This is a genomic window from Catenulispora acidiphila DSM 44928, assembly GCF_000024025.1.
GTDB classification, from domain to species: Bacteria; Actinomycetota; Actinomycetes; order Streptomycetales; family Catenulisporaceae; genus Catenulispora; species Catenulispora acidiphila.
In genome coordinates this window covers 6,825,417-6,848,818 of record NC_013131.1, presented here as the reverse complement: position 1 = coordinate 6,848,818, position 23,402 = coordinate 6,825,417, and the positions used below count along the sequence as shown (strand labels likewise).

The 23,402-nt window shown below is 70.0% G+C and carries 21 protein-coding genes; 12 read left to right on the top strand and 9 right to left on the bottom strand.

Going from position 1 to position 23,402, the window contains the following annotated elements; translation table 11 throughout:
- Positions 1-49: 49 nt before the first annotated feature.
- Together CACI_RS29400 and CACI_RS29395 are read right to left on the bottom strand one after the other, a co-directional pair.
- Positions 50-754 carry a TetR/AcrR family transcriptional regulator gene (locus tag CACI_RS29400; protein ID WP_015794522.1) on the bottom strand — a complete coding sequence of 235 codons (705 nt, stop codon included), beginning with the start codon at positions 752-754 and terminating at the stop codon, positions 50-52.
- Positions 755-816: 62 nt separating this feature from the next.
- On the bottom strand, positions 817-1,461 hold the full coding sequence (locus tag CACI_RS29395) for an NADPH-dependent FMN reductase (protein WP_015794521.1): 645 nt from the start codon (positions 1,459-1,461) through the stop codon (positions 817-819).
- A gap of 155 nt (positions 1,462-1,616) precedes the next feature.
- Here CACI_RS29395 and CACI_RS29390 point away from each other — a divergent pair, with 155 nt between their 5' ends.
- The gene (locus CACI_RS29390) at positions 1,617-2,369 is read left to right on the top strand and encodes a TetR/AcrR family transcriptional regulator (protein ID WP_015794520.1); all 753 of its coding nucleotides are present in this window, start codon (positions 1,617-1,619) and stop codon (positions 2,367-2,369) included.
- Between the two features lie 55 nt (positions 2,370-2,424).
- Here CACI_RS29390 and CACI_RS29385 read toward each other — a convergent pair whose 3' ends face one another.
- Entirely contained in the window at positions 2,425-3,372 is a 948-nt protein-coding gene (locus CACI_RS29385; RefSeq protein ID WP_015794519.1) for a LysR family transcriptional regulator ArgP, read from the bottom strand.
- Between the two features lie 70 nt (positions 3,373-3,442).
- Here CACI_RS29385 and CACI_RS29380 point away from each other — a divergent pair, with 70 nt between their 5' ends.
- Positions 3,443-4,057: a LysE/ArgO family amino acid transporter gene (locus CACI_RS29380; protein WP_041540532.1), complete on the top strand. Its 615-nt coding sequence runs from the start codon at positions 3,443-3,445 to the stop codon at positions 4,055-4,057.
- 11 nt (positions 4,058-4,068) lie between these two features.
- Here CACI_RS29380 and CACI_RS29375 read toward each other — a convergent pair whose 3' ends face one another.
- A complete protein-coding gene (locus CACI_RS29375) occupies positions 4,069-4,797 on the bottom strand; it encodes a hypothetical protein (protein ID WP_015794517.1) in 729 nt (242 codons plus the stop codon).
- Between the two features lie 130 nt (positions 4,798-4,927).
- Positions 4,928-6,814, bottom strand: coding sequence for a gamma-glutamyltransferase (gene ggt, locus CACI_RS29370; protein ID WP_015794516.1), 1,887 nt, complete (start codon positions 6,812-6,814; stop codon positions 4,928-4,930).
- A gap of 204 nt (positions 6,815-7,018) precedes the next feature.
- On the opposite strand from ggt, the gene CACI_RS29365 reads away from it, so the two are divergent.
- On the top strand, positions 7,019-7,999 hold the full coding sequence (locus tag CACI_RS29365) for a DMT family transporter (RefSeq protein ID WP_015794515.1): 981 nt from the start codon (positions 7,019-7,021) through the stop codon (positions 7,997-7,999).
- Positions 8,000-8,057: 58 nt separating this feature from the next.
- Here CACI_RS29365 and CACI_RS29360 read toward each other — a convergent pair whose 3' ends face one another.
- On the bottom strand, positions 8,058-8,804 hold the full coding sequence (locus CACI_RS29360; RefSeq protein ID WP_015794514.1) for an SDR family NAD(P)-dependent oxidoreductase: 747 nt from the start codon (positions 8,802-8,804) through the stop codon (positions 8,058-8,060).
- 110 nt (positions 8,805-8,914) lie between these two features.
- On the opposite strand from CACI_RS29360, the gene CACI_RS29355 reads away from it, so the two are divergent.
- From CACI_RS29355 to CACI_RS29340, 4 genes are all read left to right on the top strand, one after another.
- Positions 8,915-10,621, top strand: a complete 1,707-nt coding sequence (locus CACI_RS29355; RefSeq protein ID WP_015794513.1) for a bifunctional 3'-5' exonuclease/DNA polymerase — start codon at positions 8,915-8,917, stop codon at positions 10,619-10,621.
- 47 nt (positions 10,622-10,668) lie between these two features.
- Positions 10,669-11,226, top strand: coding sequence for an isopentenyl-diphosphate Delta-isomerase (idi, locus tag CACI_RS29350; RefSeq protein WP_223297279.1), 558 nt, complete (start codon positions 10,669-10,671; stop codon positions 11,224-11,226).
- Between the two features lie 152 nt (positions 11,227-11,378).
- Complete coding sequence (locus CACI_RS29345; protein ID WP_015794511.1) at positions 11,379-12,380, top strand: hypothetical protein; 1,002 nt, start codon at positions 11,379-11,381, stop codon at positions 12,378-12,380.
- 157 nt (positions 12,381-12,537) lie between these two features.
- Positions 12,538-14,082 (top strand): amino acid permease, encoded by a 1,545-nt coding sequence (locus CACI_RS29340; RefSeq protein WP_015794510.1) that lies wholly within the window; start codon positions 12,538-12,540, stop codon positions 14,080-14,082.
- 76 nt (positions 14,083-14,158) lie between these two features.
- Here CACI_RS29340 and CACI_RS29335 read toward each other — a convergent pair whose 3' ends face one another.
- The 3 genes from CACI_RS29335 to CACI_RS29325 all read right to left on the bottom strand — a co-directional run bounded on the left by CACI_RS29335 (position 14,159) and on the right by CACI_RS29325 (position 17,898).
- Entirely contained in the window at positions 14,159-14,917 is a 759-nt protein-coding gene (locus CACI_RS29335; protein WP_015794509.1) for a bestrophin-like domain, read from the bottom strand.
- Between the two features lie 394 nt (positions 14,918-15,311).
- Positions 15,312-16,334, bottom strand: a complete 1,023-nt coding sequence (locus CACI_RS29330; RefSeq protein WP_015794508.1) for a polyprenyl synthetase family protein — start codon at positions 16,332-16,334, stop codon at positions 15,312-15,314.
- Between the two features lie 112 nt (positions 16,335-16,446).
- Entirely contained in the window at positions 16,447-17,898 is a 1,452-nt protein-coding gene (locus CACI_RS29325) for a family 2B encapsulin nanocompartment shell protein (protein ID WP_015794507.1), read from the bottom strand.
- Between the two features lie 181 nt (positions 17,899-18,079).
- On the opposite strand from CACI_RS29325, the gene CACI_RS29320 reads away from it, so the two are divergent.
- The 5 genes from CACI_RS29320 to CACI_RS29300 are packed head-to-tail and all read left to right on the top strand — an operon-like array spanning position 18,080 to position 23,360.
- The gene (locus CACI_RS29320) at positions 18,080-19,276 is read left to right on the top strand and encodes an NAD(P)/FAD-dependent oxidoreductase (protein ID WP_015794506.1); all 1,197 of its coding nucleotides are present in this window, start codon (positions 18,080-18,082) and stop codon (positions 19,274-19,276) included.
- Positions 19,273-19,560, top strand: a complete 288-nt coding sequence (locus tag CACI_RS29315) for a (2Fe-2S)-binding protein (protein WP_015794505.1) — start codon at positions 19,273-19,275, stop codon at positions 19,558-19,560. The genes CACI_RS29320 and CACI_RS29315 overlap by 4 nt, the downstream gene beginning before the upstream one ends.
- On the top strand, positions 19,553-21,442 hold the full coding sequence (locus tag CACI_RS46190) for an FAD/NAD(P)-dependent oxidoreductase (RefSeq protein WP_015794504.1): 1,890 nt from the start codon (positions 19,553-19,555) through the stop codon (positions 21,440-21,442). Before CACI_RS29315 ends, CACI_RS46190 begins: the two co-directional genes overlap by 8 nt.
- Before the next feature lie 2 nt (positions 21,443-21,444).
- A complete protein-coding gene (locus tag CACI_RS29305) occupies positions 21,445-22,359 on the top strand; it encodes a dihydrodipicolinate synthase family protein (RefSeq protein WP_015794503.1) in 915 nt (304 codons plus the stop codon).
- The gene (locus tag CACI_RS29300; RefSeq protein ID WP_015794502.1) at positions 22,359-23,360 is read left to right on the top strand and encodes a proline racemase family protein; all 1,002 of its coding nucleotides are present in this window, start codon (positions 22,359-22,361) and stop codon (positions 23,358-23,360) included. Before CACI_RS29305 ends, CACI_RS29300 begins: the two co-directional genes overlap by 1 nt.
- Positions 23,361-23,402: the final 42 nt, after the last annotated feature.

Sequence of the window (23,402 nt, the reverse complement as noted above, 5' to 3'; positions counted from 1 at the left end):
CGGCTTCACGGTGGCGGTCGGCGTGACCGGGCGAGCACTGTATGCGAAATCAGGGGTTTGCGTTTTCCGGTACGCTGGGCCCAGGCGGGTAGGGGAGCGAGGGCTGTTCGGCCAGCGCCGCGGCGGTGCGGACCGCTTGGCGCAGCAGGGCAGTGTAGGGGACCTCGGAGTCCTCGTGCAGCCAATATTTCGTGGCCACCCGCACCGCGCCGTTCACCGCCGCCGCGACGATCCGCGGCAGCAGGTCCTCGTTCGGATCCAGCCCCAGCCGGGTGCCGATGACCGGGGTCAGGGCGTCCTCGAGCTGGCGCATCGACTCCAGCAGGTGCGGCCGCGCCCCCTCGTCGGCCATCACCCGGCGCAGCGCCTCCTTGGTGAAGCCGCCGTCGGCCATGATCGCGTGGAGTTTGCTGACCACGGCCTTGTCCGGCTCGTGCCCCAGCGTGTACTCCGCGACGACCGCCTCGGCCAGCGCGACGTCGAAGGGTTCGGCGGCGGGGCGCTCGCTGAAGGCCAGCGCCACGCGCCTGGCGCGGTCCCCGGGCAGCGCCCCGAGCGCGGCCTCGCGGCTGTGGAAGTAGTTGTGGAACGTGCGCGGGGAGACCCCGGCGCGCTCGGCGATCTCGTCCGGGCTGACGTTCTGCAGCCCGCCGTTCTCCAGGGTGAGCTGCAGCGCCGCCTGGCTGATGCAGTTGCGCGTCTCCAGGCGTTTGCGTTCGCGCCGGGAGCCCGCGTCGTTGTCGTCTGCGGACACGGATACACCTTCTCCCGAACTTGCGCTGAGCGCAATTATTTTTTTGCGCTGAGGGCAAGTTTTCAGCCGGCGGCTTCCCTGCGGCGGCCCGCGCGCAGCGTCGTGGCGGTCCAGACGAGCTGATCCAGCAGGCTCACCAAGGCTTTGTCGCGGTTTTCGGAGGGACGCGGCCACGACTGGTCCTCGGCGAACTGGTTCCAGTACTCGGTGAAGCTGATCGTGTCGCGGATCGGCACCGCCGAGAGCTCGATGAAGACGTGGCGCAGTTGCTGTACGGCGCGCAGCCCGCCGGAGACGCCGCCGTAGGAGATGAACGCGACCGGCTTGCGGCTCCATTCGCCGTGGTACCAGTCGATCGCGCTCTTCAGCACCGCCGGGAAGCTGTGGTTGTACTCGGGGGTGACCACGACGAAGGCGTCGGCGTCGACCAGCCGCGGCGCGAGGGCGGCGACCGCCTCCGGACGCGGCTGCCCGAAGCCGGTCATGGTCAGCGGCAGGTCCGCCTCGGCCAGGTCGATCAGGTCGAAGACCAGATCGGGGCGGTGCTCGGCGGCGCCGGCGAGGAACCAGTCGGCCACGGTCGGGGCGAAGCGGCCCGCGCGGGTGCTGCCGATGATGACGGCGACGCGCAGCGGGTCGGGGTTCGCGGCGGCGTCCGAGGGCGGCGCGGCGGAGTCGGCGGTGGCGGTGGCTGTGCCGGCGGTCATGGTGATCCCCCTTGGGAGTGGATGGCGTGGTGGCAGGCTGACGTGCTGGTCTGGTACTGATGAGTGGGCTGAATGTGTACGCTGTACGCTCCAGTGCGTACACCGTACCTCGGCGCGTACGATGTACACAAGACGACCCATGGGAGGCTTCCGGCATGGCGAAGACCAAGAGCGAGGGCGCCCCCTCCGCGGCGGACGGGGAGATCCCGGCGACGATCTGGGAGCGCCTCGACGCCCCCCGCACCGCCCGCAGCACCCTGACCCACGACCGGATCGCCGAAGCCGCCGTCGCCCTCGCCGACGCCGAAGGCCTGGAAGCCGTCTCCATGCGCAAGCTCGCCGAACGCCTCGGCGTGGCCACCATGGCCCTGTACCGCTACGTCGACAGCAAGGACGAACTCCTGGAGCTGATGACCGACGCGGTCAGCGACCCCGCCACCTTGACCGCCGACCCCGAGGACTGGCGCGCGGTCTTCGGCGAGGCGGCCCACCGCCGCCGCGCCACGGCGCTGGCCCACCCCTGGCTCCCGGCGGCGCAGTCCCAGGTCCCGGCCACCCTGACCCCCAGCCGCAACCAGGTCCTGGAGCGCATGCTCGCCGCGCTGGAACCGCTGCCGCTCACCGGTGATCAGAAGATGCAGCTCATCAGGGCGCTGGACGCCTACGCGCGCGGCGCCGCCGACGGCGAGGTGAACCAGCGCATGATGCTGGAGCGGCGCGGCTACGGCGCCGACGGGGATGTCAGGCTGCTGCTACGCGCGAACATGCAGTGGCTGCTGCGCAGCGGACGCTACCCTCGGTTCGCGGCGCTCGTCACCGACGGACTGGCGCCGGTGGACGCGGTGCGGGAGTTCGAGTTGGGACTCCAGGCGATGCTGGATGGGCTGGCGGCGCGCTTCGGGATCTGAGCGTGCGATCTCGGTGACAGTTCCGCCGCCTCGCCTGCGCAACGGTTCCTCCCGCCTACGCGAGGCGTCGTGCCGCGACCTCCACCGCGACCTCCCCGACCTCGGTCAGCATCGGCGGCGCGAGCCTCCACTGCTGCCAGTACAGCGGCACGTCCACCGGCCGTCCCGGCGCCAGCTCGACCAGCTCCACCTGGCCGAACTGCTTGGCCTGCACGTCCGGGATCAGTCCCCAGCCGTATCCGGACTCCACCGCGTACAGGTACGCGTCCGTCGCCGGAAGGTAGTGGCGCGGTCCGCTGGCTGGTGCTCCGATGCCGCGCAGAAAGCCGTCCTGCAGATCGTCTTTGCGGTTGAAGATGATGACCGGCGCGACGGCGAGCGCGGCAGCCAGATCCGTCGCGCCGACGCCGCCCGGCAGCCAGCGCCTGACGAAGCCGTGGGTGGCGACCGCGCGGTAGCGCATGCGCCCCAGCGGTCGCACCACGCATCCCTGGACCGGCTTCGGCGAGGAGGAGATGGCGGCCATCACCAACCCGGCGCGCAGCAGCTCGTCGGTGTAGTCCTGGTCTTCGCGGTGGAGGTCGAAGCAGACCGCCGCCTCCGGGCTGAAGCGTGCGGTCACCTCGGGGAACCAGGTGCTCAGCGAGTCCGAATTCACGGCGATCGACAGGGTCTGGACCGGGGCGGCGCTGGTGCCATCGGCGGCATGAGCGTCATGAGCGGCATCGGCTTGGTCCGCGCCGGCCAGTCCCAGCTCCGCCCGGGCGGCGTCCTCCAGCCACGCCAGCTGCCGGGCGAAGCGCACCACCGCCACGCCGGACTCGGTCGGGCGCAGCGGCTTGGAGCGGACCAGCAGCACGCGGCCGGTGCGCTGCTCCAGCGCCTTGATCCGCTGGCTGACCGCGGAGGGGGTGACGTGCAGGATGCGGGCAGCGGCCTCGAAGGTGCCGGCGTCCACCGCGACCAGGAGGGTGCGCACGTGGTCCAGCGGCAGGTCCGTCATCATGATCTCTAATGATAGCCAAGAAAAGTTAGCTGGCCTGAGGATCACAGGCCTTCCTAGCATCGTCCCCATGACCTCCTCCCTCGCGGCGGCCGCAGCCGGCCTCGGCACCGGCCTGTCCCTGATCATCGCGATCGGCGCGCAGAACGCCTACGTCCTGCGCCAGGGAGTCCGCCGCGAGCACGTCGGCATCATCGTCACCATCTGCGCCGCCTCCGACGCCGTCCTCATAGCCGCCGGCGTAGGCGGCCTCGGCGCCCTCGTCCGCTCCATGCCGACCGCCGTGACCGCCATAGCCTGGATCGGCGCCGCATTCCTGGTGACCTACGGCCTCCTCGCCGCCCGCCGAGCCTGGAAACACCAGGACCACCTAGCAGCCGACGGCACAGGCGAAACCACCCTCCGCACAGCAGTCCTGACCTGCCTAGCCCTAACCTGGCTCAACCCCCACGTCTACCTCGACACCGTCCTACTCCTAGGAACCGTCGGCAACAGCTACGGCAACGCCCACTGGTCCTTCGCCCTAGGCGCCACCACCGCCAGCATCCTGTGGTTCACCACCCTCGGCTTCGGCGCCGGCCGCCTCGGCAAACTCCTCGCCCGCCCCAAAGCCTGGCGCGTCCTGGACGGCGTCATCGCCATCACCATGATCACCCTCGGCGTCGCGATGGCCGCCCGGAGCTGAGGCTCTTCCTGTCACGGCGCCGAAATCGGCTCTGCTGCCGCGCTGTGTTCGGATTCCGGCCACGCTTCCGGCGGCGGGCCGAACGCGCGGCGACCGGCCCGCACCGACAGCGTCGCGAGCGCGGCGTTGGCGCCGCCGCCGATCACGGCGCCGATCCCGAACGGCGCCACCCGACCGAGGACGATGACTCCCTGCTTGGTCCCGTATTTGGTGACGAAGTTCCGTCCCAGGACCTTGTTGATCTGGCGCAGGCTCTCGGCGGGCACCTTGGCGACGATCTGACGTCCCCAGTGCTGTCCCGTGCGCTCGGAGATCTTGGCGATGGTGGACGAGCCCGACCCGCCGAGCATGATGCCCATCACGATGGTCCGGCGGCGCTCGATCTCGTCGATGCGAACCCCGTGGACCTCGGCGATCGACAGCGCGAACAAGACGCTCAGCTCCAGCGACGACAGAGCCTCGCCCGCCGACAGGGCCAGCGCGACTCCCGTGCCGACACCGGGCGCCGCCGCGGTTCCTCCCACCGCGGCGCCAGAGCCGGTCAAAGCACTGACATACATCCGCTCCAGGTTCCGGATCACGCGCGCCGGCGGCGCTTCCGGGTTCTTCTGCCGGGCCCGCGCGATGTTCTTGCGCACCAGCGGGGTCTGCGTGTTGATGGCCTTGTCCAGAAGGTCGAGCACATGCTGCCCACGCGTTCCGTCCGCCGGAACCGATTCGTCGACAACATCGATCGTCATGTCTTGATCCCCTCAGGTCGTTATCTGTGCCCTGAGTCTGTCACCCGGATCGCGTTTCACGAACACCTCCCAAAGCTGGACCGGAGACTGCCAAGAATCCGGTCCAGCCTCGGGTAGACAAGCGCCAGTTCTACCTCACCGGATGCACGACAGCCGCAGCGCCGCCACCGCGCCGCGCCGGCTCAGCCGCCGCCTCGACGGCGCCGTTCGGCAGGAACTCCAGTCCGGTCGCCGCGCCGATCTCCGGTGTCGGCGTTCCTGACGGCGGCGCGAGGGTGAACGTCTCACCCAACGCCTCCAACCCAGGGATCTGCGGCAGGTTCAAGAACGCCGGCTCGGCCTGTGTGGAGGCGGCGTTCCGTTGTGACGCACGCGGTGCGGCGATCGCCTGCTCCAGGTTCATGCCCAGGTCCAGGCGGTCGACCAGGATCTGCAGCACCGTGGTGATGATGGTGGCGCCGCCCGGGGAGCCGACGGCGATGAACGGCTTGCCGTTCTTCAGCACGATGGTTGGCGACATCGCCGAGCGCGGCTGCTTGTGCGCGGCCGGCAGGTTCGGGTCCGGGACGCCCGGGTACAGCGGGACGAAGTCGAAGTCGGTCATCTCGTTGTTCAGCAGGAAGCCGCGGCCGGGCACGGTCATCGCCGAGCCGCCGGTCTGCTCGATGGTCAGCGTGTAGGACACGACGTCGCCCCACTTGTCCGAGGTCACCAGGTGCGTCGTGGACATGCCCTCGGTGTCGGTGTACGAGGTCCCGCTCGGCGCGGCCGCCGAGCAGTCCGTCCCGCCGCCCGGCGCGAAGGGGTTCCCCGGCGCGACCGGCGCGGTCAGCGTGCTGGTCGGGCTGATCAGGCAGGCCCGGTCGTCGCCGTACCGCGCCGAGGTGAGCTGCTTGGTCGGCACGTCGTTGAACTTCGCGTCCCCGACCCAGCGGTTGCGGTCGGCGAAGGCGATCTTCGAGGCCTCGTCATACAAGTGCAGCGCCTGCACCTGGTCGCCGGAGTTCACGTTGAAGTTCGACAGGATGTTGAGAGCCTCGCCGACTGTCGTCCCGCCGGAGGACGGCGGCGCGATCGAGTAGACGTCCAGACCCTTGTAGTTCACATGCGTCGGCGCCTGCACCGGCGCGTTGTAGCCGGTGATGTCGGCTGCGGTGAGACCGCCGGGGCGGAAGTTCATCGTCGGGTTCGGGATCGTCGGCGGATGCTGCGCGGTGTTCGCGACCTCCTTGCCCAACTCGCCGCCATAGAACAGCCCGGGACCCTCCTTGGCCAGCAGCTTGTAGGTGTTCGCCAAATCAGGGTTCTTAAACACCGAGCCGACCGCCGGTGGCGCGCCGCCGGGCAGGAACAGCTGCGCGGTCGGGGCGATCTGGGAGAACCGCGCCTGGTTCATCGCGGTGAAGGAGTTGAAGGTCGGGTCCACGACGAAGCCCTTGGAGGCGATGTCGATACCGCCCTGCAGCGCCTTGCCCAGTGGAATGGTGCCCCAGTTGTTCAGCGCCGTCGTCCAGGTCTTCAGCGTGCCCGGGATGCCGACCGACAGACCGGAGTTGACCGCGTCGGTGAACGACAGCGGCTGGCCGGTCGCCGGGTCGATGAACCAGTTCGTGGTCATCGCCGCGGGTCCGGACTCGCGGCCGTCGATGGTGGAGACCTTGTGCGTGCGCGCGTCGTAGTACACGAAGAAGCCGCCGCCGCCGATCCCGGCCGAGTACGGCTCGACGACGCCGAGCGCGGCCGCGGTGGCCACCGCGGCGTCCACGGCGTTGCCGCCGTGTTTGAGCACGTCCAGCCCGGCCTGTGTGGCGTACGGGCTGACGCTGGCGACCGCGCCGCCGTAGCCGGTGGCGACCGGTTCCTTGGGCGGTTGGGCGCCGTGCGCCGGGGCGGCGCGCGCGGCGGTCAGGGTCCCGGTCAGCGCGACCGCGGTGAGCAGGGCGGCTGCCGCGGTGGAGCGTCTGTGGCGAGGGGTTCGTGCCCGGGTGCGTGCCGGGGTGCGTCTCGGGGTGGACATAGGTTGCCTCCACGTGATCGTTCCGTTGCTCCGTGCAGGCTGTCCACTTTGGCAGAGGCCTCATTTCCTGGGAAGCGCCCATGGAATATGCTCAGGCGCCCGGCGACTGTTACACCGGGCGGCCGGACCGGCTGCGACCGGGGGCTTCGTGCGCGGATCCGGCTTGTGGGGAAGATTCGTTTTCGTCGCCTCGAGGGGGCTCGCGTGTCGAAGCGGGGATGGCTGCTGTTCGCGGCCATGTCGGTGATCTGGGGCATCCCGTATCTGCTGATCAAGGTCGCGCTGGAGGGGATGCCGGCGCCGTTCATCGTGTTCGCGCGCACCGCGATCGGCGCGGCGGTGCTACTTCCGGTGGCCTGGAAGCGCGGGATGGTCGCCCCGGCGCTGAAGCACTGGCGCTACATCGCGGCGTTCGCCGCGCTGGAGATCGCCGGTCCCTGGCTGCTGCTGGGAGACGCCGAGCAGCACATGACCTCGTCCCTGGCCGGACTGCTGATCGCGGCCGTGCCGTTCTTCGTCGCGCTGCTCATGTGGCGGCTGGGGGACCGCTCGGCGGTGTCCGGGACGCGGCTGGCCGGACTGTTCATCGGCATGGCCGGCGTGGTCGCGATCGTCGGGCTGAACATCGGGCAGGTGCAGGTACTGCGCATGCTCGAGGTGATCGCCGTCGCGGTCGGCTACGCGATCGCGCCGATCATCGCCGACCGCAAGCTGGTCGGCGTCCCGACGCTGGCGACCATCACGCTGTCGCTGACCGGCGTCGCGCTGCTGTACGTGCCGATCGCCGCCTTCAGCCACCCCACGCACATGCCCAAGGCGAACGCGCTGGGCGCCGTGGTCGGGCTCGGCCTGGTCTGCACCGCCGCGGCCTTCCTGCTGTTCTTCGCGCTGATCGGCGAGGTCGGCCCGGCGAAGTCCTCGATGATCACCTTCGTGAACCCGGCGGTCGCGGTCTCCGGCGGCGTGCTGTTCCTCGGCGAGACGATCAAGGCCGGCGTGATCGTCGGGGCGCCGCTGGTGATGATCGGACTGGTGCTGTCCACGCTGCGCAGGGGAGACGAGGCCGCGCCGGCGTCGTCATCGGCGTCGACGCCGGAAGCGGCCTCCACACCAGTGGCTCCGGCCGGCGCGGTCGCCGCGACCATCGCCTCTGAAGACTGCGGGCCCGAGGCAGCCATCGCCTAAGGCCCGCCAGTCACGTCGTTCCTCCGCGCTGCTGCGGGCTACTCGGTGCTGATCGGCGCTACTCCGCGATCCGGTGCACCTTGTGCTGCGCCGCCTGCGCGCGCGGCCGCACGACCATCAGGTCCACGTTCACGTGCGGCGGCCGCGTGACCGACCAGGCGATGCAGTCCGCGACGTCCTCGGCGACCAGCGGGCCCGGGACGCCGGCGTAGACCGAGGCGGCCCGGTCCGCGTCGCCGCCGAAGCGCTTGAGGGAGAACTCCTCGGTCATCACCATGCCCGGGGCGATCTCGATGACCCGGACCGGCTGGTCGAAGACCTCCAGGCGCAGCGTCGCGGTCATGGCGTGCATCGCCGACTTCGACGCCGAGTACCCCGCGCCGCCCTCGTAGGCGATGTGCCCGGCGGTCGAGGTGAGCATCACCACGGTCCCGGCGCCGGAGGCGATCAGCTTCGGCAGCAGCGCCTGGGTGAAGTTCAGCGCGCCCAGGACGTTGGTCTCGAACATCGAGCGCCAGTCGCCGGGATCGGCCGCGGCCACCGGGTCCGAGCCGATCGCCCCGCCGGCGTTGTTCACCAGGACGTCACACGCCTCCAGCCCGGCGGCGAAGGCCTTCACCGCCTCGGCGTCGGTCACATCCAGCGCCACCGCCTCGGCCGCCTCGCCGATTTCGGTCGCCAGCGCCTCCAGGCGCTCCTTGCGGCGGGCCACGAGGACCACCCGGTACCCCTCGGCGGCCAGCCGGCGTGCGGTCGCGGCGCCGATGCCGCTGCTGGCTCCGGTGACGACGGCGGTCTTGGTCATTGATATTCCTTGTCGCTCTGTGCGCTGTCGGTCGGTTCGGTGTCGGGTCTGTTCGGTGTCGGGTCGGCTCGGTGTGTCGGTCTGTCAGTGCTGTCGCAGACAATGATCGGATGCAGATCGCCGCGACCTACGACCCCGAGGGTTTCAGGGATCGAGGCTTCGTTCAAGCGATCACCGACGACGGCGCCGAGGCCGGGCCGGCGCGCGCCGTCGCGGACCTGGAAGCCGAGGTCGCGGCGCTGGAGGAGTCCGGCGGTCCGCGCTGGGTCTGGCCGGCCACCGCCGACATCGCCCCGGCGCTGCTGCGCCGCGGCGTCCGCGTCGACCGGTGCCACGACCTCGCGCTGACCGAAGCCCTGCTGCTGGCCTATGAGGGCCACTGTGGCGAGCCGCGCTCCCTGGGCGCGGCCTGGGCCCGCCTGCACGGCCTGCCGGTCCCGGAGGACCGCGCCGAGGGCACCATGGCCGCCCCGGCCGACAACCCGACCACCCAGCCGGCGCTGTTCGAGCCGGACCGCTCCAGGCTGTCCGCCGACGTCGATCCGCTGCGCGCGGTGCGCGAGGTCTACGCCGAGCAGCTGCGCCGCATCGCCGCCACCGCGAACCCCGGCGCGTTCCGGCTCCTGGTCGCCGCCGAGTCCGCGGCCTCCCTCGCCGCCGCCGAGATGGCGCACCACGGCCTGCCCTGGCGCGCCGACGTGCACAGCCAGATCCTGGAGGAGGTCCTGGGCCCGCGTCCGCTGGACGGCTCGCCGCCACGGGAGATGGTCGCGATGGCCGCCCGACTCGCCGAGGCGCTGGGCATCCGTGCGCTGAATCCGGACTCTGCGGCGCAGGTGACCAAGGCCTTCTCCGACGCCGGGGTGAAGCTGCCCTCGCTGCGCCGCTGGGAGCTCGAAGGAATCGACCATCCGGCGATCCCGCTGCTGTTGAAGTACAAGGAGCTCTCGCGGCTCTACTCATTCAACGGCTGGGTCTGGCGCGACACCTGGGTCGTGGACGGCCGGTTCCGGCCTGAGTACAGCGTCGGCGGGGTCGTCACCGGACGCTGGGCGGCCCGAGGCGGCGGCGCGCTGCAGATTGCGCGGCGGCTGCGCAAGGCGGTCATCGCCGACCCCGGCTGGCTGTTCGTCTCCGCCGACGCCGCGCAGCTGGAGCCGCGCATCCTGGCCGCGATGGCGCAGGACCCTGGCATGGCCGAGGCGACGCAGAGCGATGACATGTACTCCGCCCTGGCAGGGGTCTTCGAAGGCTCCCGAGACCAGGCCAAGCTCGGTCTGCTCGGCGCCATGTACGGCCAGACCGGCGGTGGCGCCGCCGCGCCGCTGGCCCTGATGCGCCGTCGCTTCCCGAAAGCCACCGCGCTGCTGGACGACGCCGCCCGGGAGGGTGAGCGCGGACGCCTGGTGCGCTCGCAGCTCGGCCGCACCTGTCCGCCGCCCTCGCAGCGCTGGCAGAGCGCGATCGCCGGGGACGCCGAAGCCGACGCCGCCGACGACAGCAACCGCCGCTCCGGTCAGGTGGCTCGGGCGCGCGGACGCTTTACCCGCAACTTCGTCATCCAGGCCACTGCCGCCGAGTGGGCCGAGGTGCTACTCGCTCTTCTGCGCCAGCAACTGCGCACGCTGGATGGTCCGCAGCTGGTGTTCTTCCAACACGACGAGGTACTGGTCCACGCGCCGCGGGAGCACGCCGCCGCCGTTACTGAGATGATCATTCAGTGTGCCACCGCCGCCGGGCGGTTGGTCTTCGGTCCATCACCGGTCCGATTTCCTATGAGTGTTCACTCGGTGGAGTGTTATGGGGACGCCAAATAGTGCACAACCGGCGACAACCGGGGCGCGCCCGGGCAAGCTCATTTGATGTGGAAACCAATGTGGAAGTTGAAGAAGTAGTACTGCTCGCCGAAGACGGCACGCCAATCGGCACCGCGCCCAAAGCCACGGTGCACACCGAGAACACCCCGCTGCACCTGGCGTTCTCGTGCTACGTCTTCGACGAGGAGAACCAGCTGCTGGTCACCCGGCGTGCGGATTCCAAGCGCACCTGGCCTGGAGTGTGGACCAACTCCGCGTGCGGACATCCCGGACCGGGGGAGTCCATCGAGGATGCCGTGCGGCGCCGCCTCGCCAGTGAACTCGGTCTCGATATCACTACGATCCTGCCGCTGTTGCCGGAGTTCCGTTACCGCGCGGTAATGCCGAACGGCATCGTCGAGAACGAAGTCTGTCCGGTGTTCCGGGCCGTGGTCGCGACGGGAATTACACCGTCGCCAGACCCCGACGAAGTAGGCGAATACCGCTGGATTCCGTGGGCGGATTTCAGTCGTCAAGTACTTTCCGGTGCCTTCGAGGTGTCGCCTTGGTGCCGCCTTCAAGTCGAGCAGTTGGCCGCTCGGGATTTCGTCCTCGGGATGTCGTGATCTTCGCCGTGATCGCGTGATCACAGTGGGGCTTGTTCGACACCTGTGAAGTCGGGCATCATTGCGCGGTGCCCGATCCCTTTACGCGGTCTTGGGAATTGCTTGACGATGCCCAACTGCCGGACCCCCCGCCGGCTGCCGCCTGAGCCCCCATGAGCCCCCACGACTTCAAGCCCGTCATGCACCCCGCCGGATTCGACGAGCCGATGGCCCGGATCCTCGGCGAGGTCCGCACCGGCCACTGGTTCTCCATGGCCGAGATGCTGGCCGCCTCCGGCGGCGACCGCCGCCTGCGCTGTACCCGTATCGCGCTGTTGGCCCAGGTCGCCGCCGCCTCCAACGCCGTCGACCAGTGGGTCGCCGAGCGGCCGCGCGACCCTGACGCGGTCGCCATGGCCGCCCGGGTCGCGGTCGAGCGGGCATGTAAGGCCGCTGCCAAGGGCCTCGCGCAGGCCCAGGGCATGGGCCGGCGGGCTGCCGAGCTGTGCGCCGAGGCCGCGGCCATGGACCCGGCTGATCCGGTGCCCTACCTGGGACGTCTGGCCCTGGCCGCCGGGTTCGGCGAGCGCGTCGAAGGCCCGGACTCCTGCCCGGTACCAGGGCCCTGGCACGCCTTCCGCGACCTGTGGCGCATCGACCCGGCCAACCGCGAGGGCGCCCACCGGATGCTCAGCGCCGTCGGCTCCGGCGCAGCTCCGAGCCCCGCCGCCGCGCAGCTGTTCGCCTCCAGCATCGTCAGCAGCGTCGGGCTCAGCAGCCTGTCGCCCTTGCAGCTGCTGCCGCTGTACGCGATCGTCGTCGCCTACGAATACCGCAAGGCCCAGGGGGACGGCCTGGCGCATCTGTTGTGGACGACGGAGACCGCGCGCACCGAGATGGCGCGCGGCTGGAACTGGTTCGCCAGCTCCGGCAAGCAGGACTGGCTGGTCGTGGATCTGTCGCACCTGGCCCACGCGCTGGTCGTCGGCGGACGCGCCGACCTGGCCGCGGACGTCTTCGAAGCGATGGGTCCCTACGGCTCCAACCGGCCGTGGACCGTGGCCTCGGGGTCGGGGGACGCCGTGGAGGAGTTCGTCCGCGCACGCTCCACCGCGCTGGCAGCCGCGGCCTCGCGGCGCGGCGGAACTTCGGGGAGGCAGCGCGCCGGTCCATAGCGCCTGCTTGCTTTTCTCGCACTATCGCAGGGGGCAGATTCCTCAACGAAATCCGAACCCGCACCAGAAGTCGCACCATCGCAGAGAGCTCATTCGCACCATCGCACCAAAGGCACAACCGTCCCCTGTTGGGTCCCGAAGGGAAAACGGAACGAGCATGTCGATGACTGAAAGCTCAGAGAACTCCGCCTTTGCAGACACCGACGCCGATGCCGCGCAACTGCGCGCGATCGGCTACGAACCGGTGCTGTCCCGCAAGATGTCCGGCTTCGGCAACTTCGCCATCAGCTTCTCCATCATCTCCATCCTGTCCGGCTGTATGACGCTGTTCGGCTTCGGCATGTCCACCGGCGGCCCGGCCGTCATGGTCTGGGGCTGGATCGGCGTCACCATCGCGGTGCTGCTCATCGGACTGAGCCTGGCCGAGGTGACCAGCGTCTACCCGACCTCCGGCGCGCTGTTCTTCATGGCCCACCGCCTCGGCGGCAAGGGCTGGGGCTGGATCACCGGCTGGCTGAACATGCTGGGCCTGTTCGGCGTCATAGCCGGCATCGACTACGGCGCCGCGGAGTTCATCGGCGCCTTCACCGGCATGACGTTCGGCTGGACCCCGGACAAGTACGGGCTGATCGCGGTGTTCGCCGGCGTCCTACTGCTGCACGGCGTGCTGAACACCTTCGGCGTGCGGGTGCTGGACCTGTTCAACCGGGTCAGCGTCTGGTGGCACCTGCTGGGCGTGGCGTTCATCGTGGCGGTGCTGTTCCTGGTCCCGGCGCACCACCAGAGCGCCAGCTTCGTGTTCACCCACTACGTGAACGCCACCGGCTTCAAGAGCGCGATCTACGTCAGCGCCATCGGCCTGCTGCTCACCGGCTACACCCTGACCGGCTACGACGCCTCGGCCCACATGTCCGAGGAGACCTCCCAGGCATCGACGCTGGCGCCCAAGGGCATCGTGCGGTCCATCTGGGTCTCCGGCATCGCCGGCCTGGTGCTGCTGGTCGCCTTCCTGTTCGCCATCCAGGGCAACTCCGGCCAGTACGCCACCGAGGCCGCCGGCTCCGGCTACGGCGGCGCGGTGACGGCGCCCTCGATCATCATGATCGACGCCCTGGGCCAGCACTGGGCCGAAGTCCTGACGCTGATCATCGTCGTGGCCCAGCTGTGCTGCGGCCTGGCCGCCATCGGCTCGGCGGCGCGCATGGTCTTCGCCTTCTCCCGCGACGGCGCCCTGCCCGGCTCCCCGACCTGGCGCAAGGTCAACCGCTCGGCGGTCCCGACCAACGCCATGTGGCTCGTGGTCGTCGTGGCCTTCATCCTGGCCCTGCCCTCCCTGTGGACCATCCAGGCCTACGGCGCGGTGACCGCCATCGCCTCGATCGGCCTGGCACCGGCCTACGTCATCCCCGGCTTCCTGCGCGCCCGACAGGGCAAGAACTTCAAGAAGGGCGCCTGGAACCTGGGCAAGTGGGGACCGCTGGTCGGCTACACCGCCTCGGTGTGGGTGGTGATCGAGGTCGTGCTCTTCTGCCTGCCGCAGGCCTCGCCGGTCACCGCACTCACGTTCAACTACGCACCGATCGCCCTCGCGGCCGCCCTGATCCTGTCCGGGGTCTGGTGGCTGGCACGCGGCCGGGCCAGCTACGCCCCGCCGGCCGGCACGGTCGAGGCCGAGCAGTTCGCGGACCTGGACGTGATCTGAGCTGATCTGATCTGATCTGAAAGCCTGGCGCGCCCCGCTCTCGCGGGGCGCGCTGCTTTTCCGCGGGATCGGCTGCTCAGCGAGGCGCCGGCAGCCGTGACAGGAACACCTCGAACGCCGTCGGATGGACCTTCATCGTCCCCGAATACGGGTAACTCATCTCCCTGACGACCACCAACGACACCACGACCAGCGCGGCCAACGTCATCACCATCACGGTGTGCGCGAAGGAACTGGACAGGCCGAACAAGAACGTGAAGGCAATGGTCACCAACGCGCTGCCGATGAGGATCGCCCACAGCAGCGGCGGCAACGACTCCTCGGTCTGGTTCAACCGCAGTCTGCGCTCCTCAGCCAGCGACTCGACATGGGTCAGCGCGTGATCGTAGAGAGTCTGCTGCGAGATGTCGGCCGGTTTGAAGGCAAAGACACTGTCGCGCATCTGGTACACCAGCTCCGTGGCCTTCGGGCTCGTCTGATGATCGGCCAGCAACGGCCACTCGTCATCGATGACCGTGTGCGCGTAGTCCAGCGTCTCGTGCTCCAACTGCGGACCCAGCGGCTCCGGCAACTGACGCGAGATCCAGTAGATACCCGCGAGCTCGTTAGCCTCCTTGAACGTGGTCTGATGCGCGGTGTCATTGTTCGTCCACAACGCCACCACCACGAACGCCAACGGCACCGCGAACACCACAGAGACCGTGGCGAAGATGAACCCGGCGACATCATTGTGCGGCTCGCGCCGATGATGCGGAATGAAGCGCTCGAACAGGCGCAGGGTGATGAAGGTCAGGATGAGGACGGCGACGATGATGCCGTAGTCCTTGGCGGTCATGACGTTCTCCCGTTGGTGGTGCTGTCGTGGTGCGGCGGTGCTGCGGTGCGGTGGGCTGCTGCGCTGCTGCGGTGCTGCTGGTTCGGTGTGCCGGCCGCGGTTTTGTGTGCGGCTGTTCTGTCTGCTGGCTGTGTTTCTGAATGCAGTGGCCCTGCGTGCTGGCTGTGGTTCCGCGGTGCATTGGTGTTGTGGTGCTTGAGGTGCGCTGGTTCTGTGTGCCGGCCACGGTTCTGCGCGCTGCGATTCTGTGTGCTGGCTGTGGTGCTGAGATGCGTTGATGGTGTGGTGATGCGGCGCTGCGATGTGCAGCTTCTGCTGCGGTGCGCGTGCGGCCCGGCCGGGCGGCGGTGGCGCTGTTCCTCGGTGGCGGACAGGGCTCTGAGCGGGCTCTGAATTACTTGCTGCGCCGGGTGATCAGCTCGGCGATCGCATGCAGGTCGTGCACCGCTGTCTGTTCGATACTCGGCGCGCGCCGCAGATGCGCGTGCGCCTTGGCGATGCGGGCCGTCGCCTCCGTCGCGGCCCATGCTCTGCCCCCGGCACGTTCCACGGCGTCGGTCGCCCGCCGCACCTCGTGCTCGGTGAAGTCGCGCCCCAGCGCATACAACCGCGCCAGTTCCCCCGCCGCCGCCGAGCGTGCCGACAGCGCGGCGACCACCGGCAGCGACTTCTTTCGTGCACTGAGATCCGCCCCGACCGGCTTGCCGGTGACCGCCGGATCGCCCCAGATGCCGAGCAGGTCGTCGGTCAGCTGGAAGGCCATCCCGAGTTCGCGCCCGAACAGGTCCAGCGCCGCCACGGTCAGCGGATCGGCGCGCACCGCCAACCCGCCGAGCGCGCACGCGCAGCCCAACAACGCCCCCGTCTTCTTGCCGGCCATCGCCAAGCACTCGTCCAGCGTGACGTCGTCGCGCAGCTCGAAGGCGCAGTCCTCGTACTGACCGTCGCAGATCTCGATGACGCACTCCGCCAGCCGGCTCGCCGCCTCGCCCCCGACCAGCCGCAGCGCGAGCGCCAGCATGGCGTCCCCGGCCAGGATCGCGTTCTCGGCGCCGAACACCGTCCACGCGGTCGGGCGGTGGCGCCGGGTCTGGTCGCGGTCTATGACGTCGTCGTGCAGCAGCGTGAAGTTGTGCGCCAGCTCGACGGCCGCCGCGGCAGCCAGCACCGGGGAGTCGGCGACCTTCTCGCCCCCAACCGCCGCCGCGGCGGCCAGGACCAGACCCGGCCGCAACAACTTGCCGCCGATGCCGTCGACCGCTGCGCCCTCGGCGTCCTCCCAGCCGAAGTGGTACGCGGCAATCGTGCGTAATCGGCCCGGAAGGGTGTCGATGGCGGCGCGCAGGACCGGTTCGACCGCGTCACGAGTGCGGTGCAACGCTGCTTCGGCAAGACCTTTGGGCAATGGCGCTGCCAATGGCGATCCCGACGCTATGTCAGCTGGCGCCCCGGTCCCGGCGTCAGCCGCTCCCGCAGAGTCTGCCTCACCCGCCTCGCCCGTCGCCCACGCCGTCCCCGCCGCCAACGGCTCAGCCACGAGGCCGCGCGATCTCGACGTTCTCCAGCACGCCGAGCGCGTCCGGCACCAGCACCGCCGCCGAGTAGTAGGCGCTCACCAGATAAGAGGTGATGGCCTTCTCATCGACGCCCATGAACCGCACCGACAGCCCCGGCTGGTACTCGTCCGGCAGCCCGGTCTGGTGCAGTCCGACCACGCCCTGCTCGGCCTCGCCGACCCGCAGCGCCAGGATCGAGGTGGTGTGCCCGTCCAGCACCGGGATCTTCGGGACCGGCAGCAGCGGAACACCCCGCCACGACGGCACCTGCGTCCCCAGCAGATCCATCGTCCCCGGGTAGATCCCGCGCTTGGTGCACTCCCGGCCGAAGGCGGCGATCGCCTTCGGGTGCGCGAGCAGATAGTTGGTGTCGCGGCGCAGCGAGAGCAGCTCGTCCAGGTCGTCCGGCGTCGGCGGTCCGGAGTGGGTGTGCACGCGCTGCTCGAAGTCGGCGTTGTGCAGCAGCCCGAAGCTGCGGTTGTTGACCAGCTCGTCCTCCTGCCGCTCGCGCACCGCCTCGACGGTCAGCCGCAGCTGCTGGTCCAGCTGGCTCATCGGCTTGTTGTAGAGGTCTGCGACGCGGGTGTGGATCCGCAGGACGGTCTGCGCCACCGACAGCTCGTACTCGCGCGGGTTGAGCTCGTAGTCGGCGAACGTGCCGGGCAGCTCGGTCTCGCCCTCGTGCCCGGCGGCCAATTCGATCTCGGCCTCGCCGTGCGCGTTCTGTGCCTTGGCCGTTGTGCTGCGGTGCGCGGCCAGGTGCTCGCGCAGCGCCTCCGACCGGTCGATCAGGGCCCTGACGTCGGCCGCCGGAACCGCCAGCGCGATGACCGGGGTCGCGGCCAGCGCCGTGGTCTGCCAGCGCGGGGCGTGGCCGTTGACGGCCGCGCCGCCGCCCGCGGTGGTCTGGAAGACCTCGTCGCCCAGGTGGTCGCCGTCGGCGAGGTGGCCGTGCACGGCGTCGTCGCCGTACTTGCCCTGGCCGGTCAGGTCGACCTTGCCGTGGGCGATCAGCCACAGGGTGTCCACCGGCGTCCCGGCCTCGGTCAGCGTCTGCCCGGCCCGGAGCTCGCGCACGGAAAAGCGCGAGGCCAGCTCGGCCAGCAACGCCTCGTCGGCGAAGTCGCGCAGCGGCGGCAGCTCGGTCAGGGTCGGCGCCAGCACGCGCACGTCGTCGTCCCCGGCCTGGCTGAACGCCACCCGGCCGCGCCCGACGGCGTGGCTCAGGCGGCGGTTGACCCGGTAGGCGCCGCCGGAGGCCTCGATCCACGGCAGCACGCGCAGCAGCCAGCGGGAGGTGATGCCCTGCATCTGCGGCGGCGTCTTGGTGGTGGTGGCCAGGTTCCGCGCCGCCGCGGTGTCCAGGCTGAGCTGATCGCCCTCGGTAGTGGTCTCCGGTGCCGCCGCGCTCTGATCGACCGTCATCGTTGCCCCCTCTATATAACGACTGATGAACCACTGATGCTTCTCGCTCGCTCCTTCATCGTGAGTCCGATGTGGGACTCGGTCTATTACCGCAATGGGTGACAAACAGAGGACGGTTCACGAGTGGTCGCGACAGTGCGAGCCGGTGGCGGCTAGCCGGAGCATGTGACATAGTACTGGCGTGAGCGCAGCCGCCAGCGGGTCCCGCCCGACGTCCGACGTCGTGGTGATCGGGGCCGGGATGATCGGCGCGGCGTGCGCCTTCTACGCCGCGCGCGCCGGCCTGTCGGTGACGGTAGTCGACAGCGGCCCGGTGGCCGGCGGCACGTCCGGGGCGGGGGAGGGGAACCTGCTGGTCTCGGACAAGGAACCGGGACCGGAGTTGGACCTCGCGCTGCGCTCCCAGGAGCTGTGGCGCTCGCTGGCCGCCGAGGACGACGGCGCGTTCGGAGCGGGCTTCGAGTTCGAGGCCAAGGGCGGCTTGGTCGTCGCGTTCACGGCGACCGATTTCGAGGCGCTGCAACGCTTTGCGGCCACGCAGGTACCTCTGGGCGTCGTCGCCGAAGAAGTACCGGGGGACCGATTAGCCGAATTCGAACCCTACATCGCCCCGGAACTGGCCGGCGGATTCTGGTATCCGCAGGACGCGCAGGTGATGCCGGCGCTGGCCACGGCGCGGTTGCTGAAGGCCTCGAGCGCGCGGCTGCGGTTGGGGAGCGCGGTAACCGGGCTTGTGCTGTCCGGCAGCGGCGCGGTGCGCGGGGTGCGGACGGTGGCGGGAGAGATCCCGGCGCGGTTCGTGGTGAACGCCGCCGGGTTCGGGGCGTCAGCTATCGCTTCCTTCGCCGGGTCGGCACTGCCGGTCCAGCCGCGACGCGGGTTCGTGTTGGTGACCGAGCCGCTTCCGGCGATGGTGCGGCACAAGGTGTATTCGGCGGCCTACGTCGCGGATGTCTCGAGCTCGGATGCGGCGTTGCAGTCCTCTGCTGTGGTTGAGGGGACGCCGTCGGGACCGGTGCTGATCGGTGCGAGCCGGGAGCGTGTCGGGCTGGACCGGCGGCCGTCGTATGACGCGCTGGGTCGACTGGCAGCTCAGGGCGCTGAGTTGTTCCCGTTCCTGGCGGACGTGAAGGTCCAGCGCTACTACACCGGTTTCCGGCCCTACCTGCCCGATCACCTGCCGGCAATCGGCCCAGACCTCAACGTATCAGGGCTCTTCCACGCCTGCGGGCACGAGGGCGCCGGAATCGGCCTGGCGCCAGCAACCGGGGAGTTGATCGCTTCGATGCTGATCGGGCAACGGTCGCCGGTAGCGGCGGAGCCATTCGCGCCGGCACGCTTCGGCACGGCTGTCGAACACGGGGACGGTACGCAGTGAGCGTGGATTTCAGCTTCGACGGCCGCCCGCTGACGGCCCAACCCGGACAGACCGTCGGCGCGGCACTGCTGGCCGAGGGCATCCGGTCATGGCGCACGACGCGCTTCAGCGGCCGGCCGCGCGGGCTGTTCTGCGGGATCGGCGTGTGCTTCGACTGTCTGGTGACGGTGAACGGGGAGCCGAACGTGCGGGCGTGCCTCGCGGTCGTCGCGGAGGGAGATGTGGTGCGGACCCAGGTAGGCGATGGACGCGGCGGCGAGCGGGGCGGTGAAGGCAATGACTGAGCGCGCCCTCGATCCCACCGCCACCTCTGAGGTCTTCGGCGACACCGAGCACCTGGACGCCTTCGACCTGGCCGTCATCGGCGCCGGCCCGGCGGGCATGGCAGCAGCCGCGACCGCCGCCGAACAAGGACTGCGCGTCGCCCTCATCGACGCCGGCCGCCAACTCGGCGGCCAGTACTTCCGCCACCCCGCGCCCGGCCTCACCGCCGACTGGCTGCCGAAGCTCTACCACGGCTGGCAGCAGTTCGAGCAGCTGCTCACGCGCGTGGAGACGGCCGCCGGCATCGAAGTCCTGTTCGGCCACCAGGTCTGGGCCATCGAGCCCGGATTCAGGGTCCTGACAGACCGCGGCCCGATCGAGGCGCCCTACGTGATCCTCGCAACCGGCGCCTACGAACGCGTCGTCCCCTTCCCCGGCTGGGACCTCCCCGGCGTCTTCACCGCCGGCGGCGCCCAAGCCCTCCTCAAGGGCAACCTGGTCCTCCCCGGCCGCCGCGTGGTCGTGGCAGGCACCGGCCCACTCCTGCTCCCCGTAGCAGCAGGCCTGGCCACCGCAGGCGCCCAAGTCCTCGGCCTCTACGAAGCCAACACCATCCGTGGCTACGCCAAAAACCCCCTCCCCCTCCTGACCAACCCCACCAAACTCGCCGAAGGCCTCGACTACGCCCGCCACCTGACCCGGGCCCGCATCCCCGTCCACACCGGCCGCATGATCATCGAAGCCCAAGGCACCGAAACCCTCGAAGCAGTCATAACGGCCCGCCCCGACGGCACCGACCCCCACCGCATCGAATGCGACACCCTAGCCATCGGCTACGGCCTAGCCCCCCAAATCGACCTAGCCCTCACCCTAGGCGCCACCCCCACCCACCTCACCGACGGCACCACAGCCCTCCGAGTGAACACAACCCAACGCACCACCATCCCCAACCTCTACGCCGCAGGCGAAACCGCCGGCGTAGCCGGAGTAGAAACAGCCCTCCTCGAAGGCGAAATCGCCGGCCTAGCCGTCGCCCAAGCCACAGCCCGCGCCCGCCGCATGGCAAGCAGAGCAGCAGGCACCACCGAGACACAAAGCCCCGTATCGGCCAGCCTTCCGCCACCAACACCCCCCGCCGACAAGACCACCACCCCGCGCACCACCCGCACAATCACCGCCGCCCGAGCCCGCCTCACCCGCCGATCAAACAACGACACCATCCCAAAACCCGCACCCACCGAACCCAACCCCGCCTCCCGCGCACTCGAAAACATCCGCGCCCGCCTCACCCACCGCACCGATCCCGGACCATCGCCGAGCCCTGCCTCGCCCGCCGCCACCAACTCCGAGCCCGTTGCTGCTCGCGCCGATGCCGCATCATCGCCGGTCCCTAACTCGCCTACCGCCACCAGCACTTCCAAAATCACCGCCGCCCGAGCCCGCCTCACCCGCCGCACCTTAGTTCCAGCCGCCAGCGACCCCGCCGAATCTCCAGCTGCCACCACACCCCCGAACCTCCCCACCCTCCTCCGTCGCCGCACCCGCCAGCGCGCCCTCGCCGACCTCCTCCGCGCGCGCCATCCCATCCCGGCAGCGTGGCGCGAGCACCTCGCCGCCGACACCGTCGTCTGCCGCTGCGAGGAGGTGCCCGCCTCCGCCATCACCGAGGCGGTCGCCGACCTCGGCGCCGGCGACGCCCGGACCGTCAAGCTCCTCACACGCGCCGGCATGGGCTGGTGCCAGGGGCGCGTGTGCGGTTACGCCGTCGCATGCCTGGCCCGCGGCGAGGGTGCTGACGCCGATCCGCCCACCGAGGCCGACCTCCTTGCCGCCGCGAAGCGTCCGCTGGCGCGTCCCGTCCCGCTCGGCGTGCTCGCCGACCAAGACCGAAGGAACAAGTGACCATGTCCTCCCGCATGCCCTGGCACGGCGTCGTCGTCGCCACCGCCCTGCCCTTCCGCGACGACCTGTCCGTGGACCTCGACGCCTACGCCGAGAACCTGCGCGGCCTCATCGACGCCGGCTGCGACGGCGTGTGTCCCAACGGCTCGCTCGGCGAGTACCAGACACTCACCGATCACGAACGTGCCGCCGTCGTGCGCACCGCGGTCGAGACCGTCGGCGGGGACCGGGTGCTGGCCGGCGTGGCGGCATACGGCTCGATGGAGTCGCGGCGGTGGGCCGAACAGGCGGCGGAGGCCGGTGCCGAAGCGGTCATGCTGCTGCCGCCCAACGCCTACCGTGCCGACGAGCGCTCCGTCCTGGCGCACTACAAGGCGGTCGCCGACGTCGGCATCCCGATCGTGGCGTACAACAACCCCATCGACACCAAGGTCGACCTGCTCCCCGAACTCCTCCAGCAGCTCCACGAGGCCGGCCACATCCGCGCCGTCAAGGAGTTCTCCGGCGACACCCGCCGCGCCTACCGCATCAAGGAACTGGCGCCCGAGCTCGATCTGTTGGTCGGCGCCGACGACGTCCTGCTCGAACTCGCCCTGGCCGGCGCCGTCGGCTGGATCTCCGGCTACCCGAACGCCATCCCGCACGCGTGCGTCGACCTCTATCAGGCCGCTGTCGCCCAGGACCTGCAGGAAGCCCTACCCCTGTACCGCGAGCTGCACCCGCTCCTGCGCTGGGACTCCCGCGTCGAGTTCGTCCAGGCGATCAAGCTCTCCATGGACCTGGCCGGTCGACACGGCGGCGACTGCCGCCCGCCCCGCGTCCCACTCCTGCCGGAGCAGGCCGACGCCATCAAGGCCGACACCCTCCGCGTCCTGCCACTGGAGGACAAGTCCCGTGAGCGGAGGCAGCAGGTCTGATGCGCACCAAGCACGTCTACCACGCCGTCGACTCCCACACCGAGGGCATGCCGACCCGGGTCATCACCGGCGGGGTCGGCGTGGTCCCCGGCGAGACCATGATGGCCAAGCGCCTCTACTTCATGGAGCACCTGGACCACCTCCGCACGCTCCTGATGTACGAGCCGCGCGGCCACGCCGCCATGTCCGGGGCGATCCTGCAGCCGCCCACCCGACCCGACGCCGACTACGGCGTGCTCTACATCGAGGTCTCCGGACTGCTCCCGATGTGCGGCCACGGCACCATCGGCGTGGCCACCGTGCTGGTCGAGACAGGCATGGTGCCGGTAGTCGAGCCAATCACCACGGTGCGCCTGGACACCCCGGCCGGGCTGATCCTCGCCGACGTGCACGTCATGGACGGCGCCGCGAAGTCCGTGACCATCCGCAACGTCCCCAGCTTCGTCGAGCGCCTGGACGCCACCGTCGAAGTCCCCGGCTTCGGCGCCATCACCTACGACCTGGCCTACGGCGGCAACTTCTACGCGATCGTGGACCTGGACGCCTACAAGCTGCCCTTCGACCGCGCCGCCAAGAACGAGATCATCACCGCCGGCCTGGCCACCATGGAAGCGATCAACGCCGCCGCCGAGCCCATACACCCGCTGGACGACGGCATCCGCGCCGTCCACCACGTCTACTTCCGCGCCCCCGGCTCCACCGCCCAGCACTCACGGCACGCCATGGCGATCTTCCCCGGCTGGTTCGACCGGTCACCGTGCGGCACCGGCACCTCGGCACGTATGGCGCAGCTGCACGCCCGCGGCGAGCTGGCGCTGGACACCGACTTCATAAACGAGTCCTTTATCGGCACGCGCTTCATCGGCCGCCTGGTCGAGCAGACCGAGGTCGCCGGACGGCCCGCAGTGATTCCGACGGTCACCGGCAGGGCCTGGGTGACCGGGACCGCGCAGTACTTCCTGGATCCGGACGACCCGTTCCCAGCGGGCTTCCTCATCTGAGTCCGTCCGGGAAGACCGGGAAGATCTGTGTCAAAGCATCAA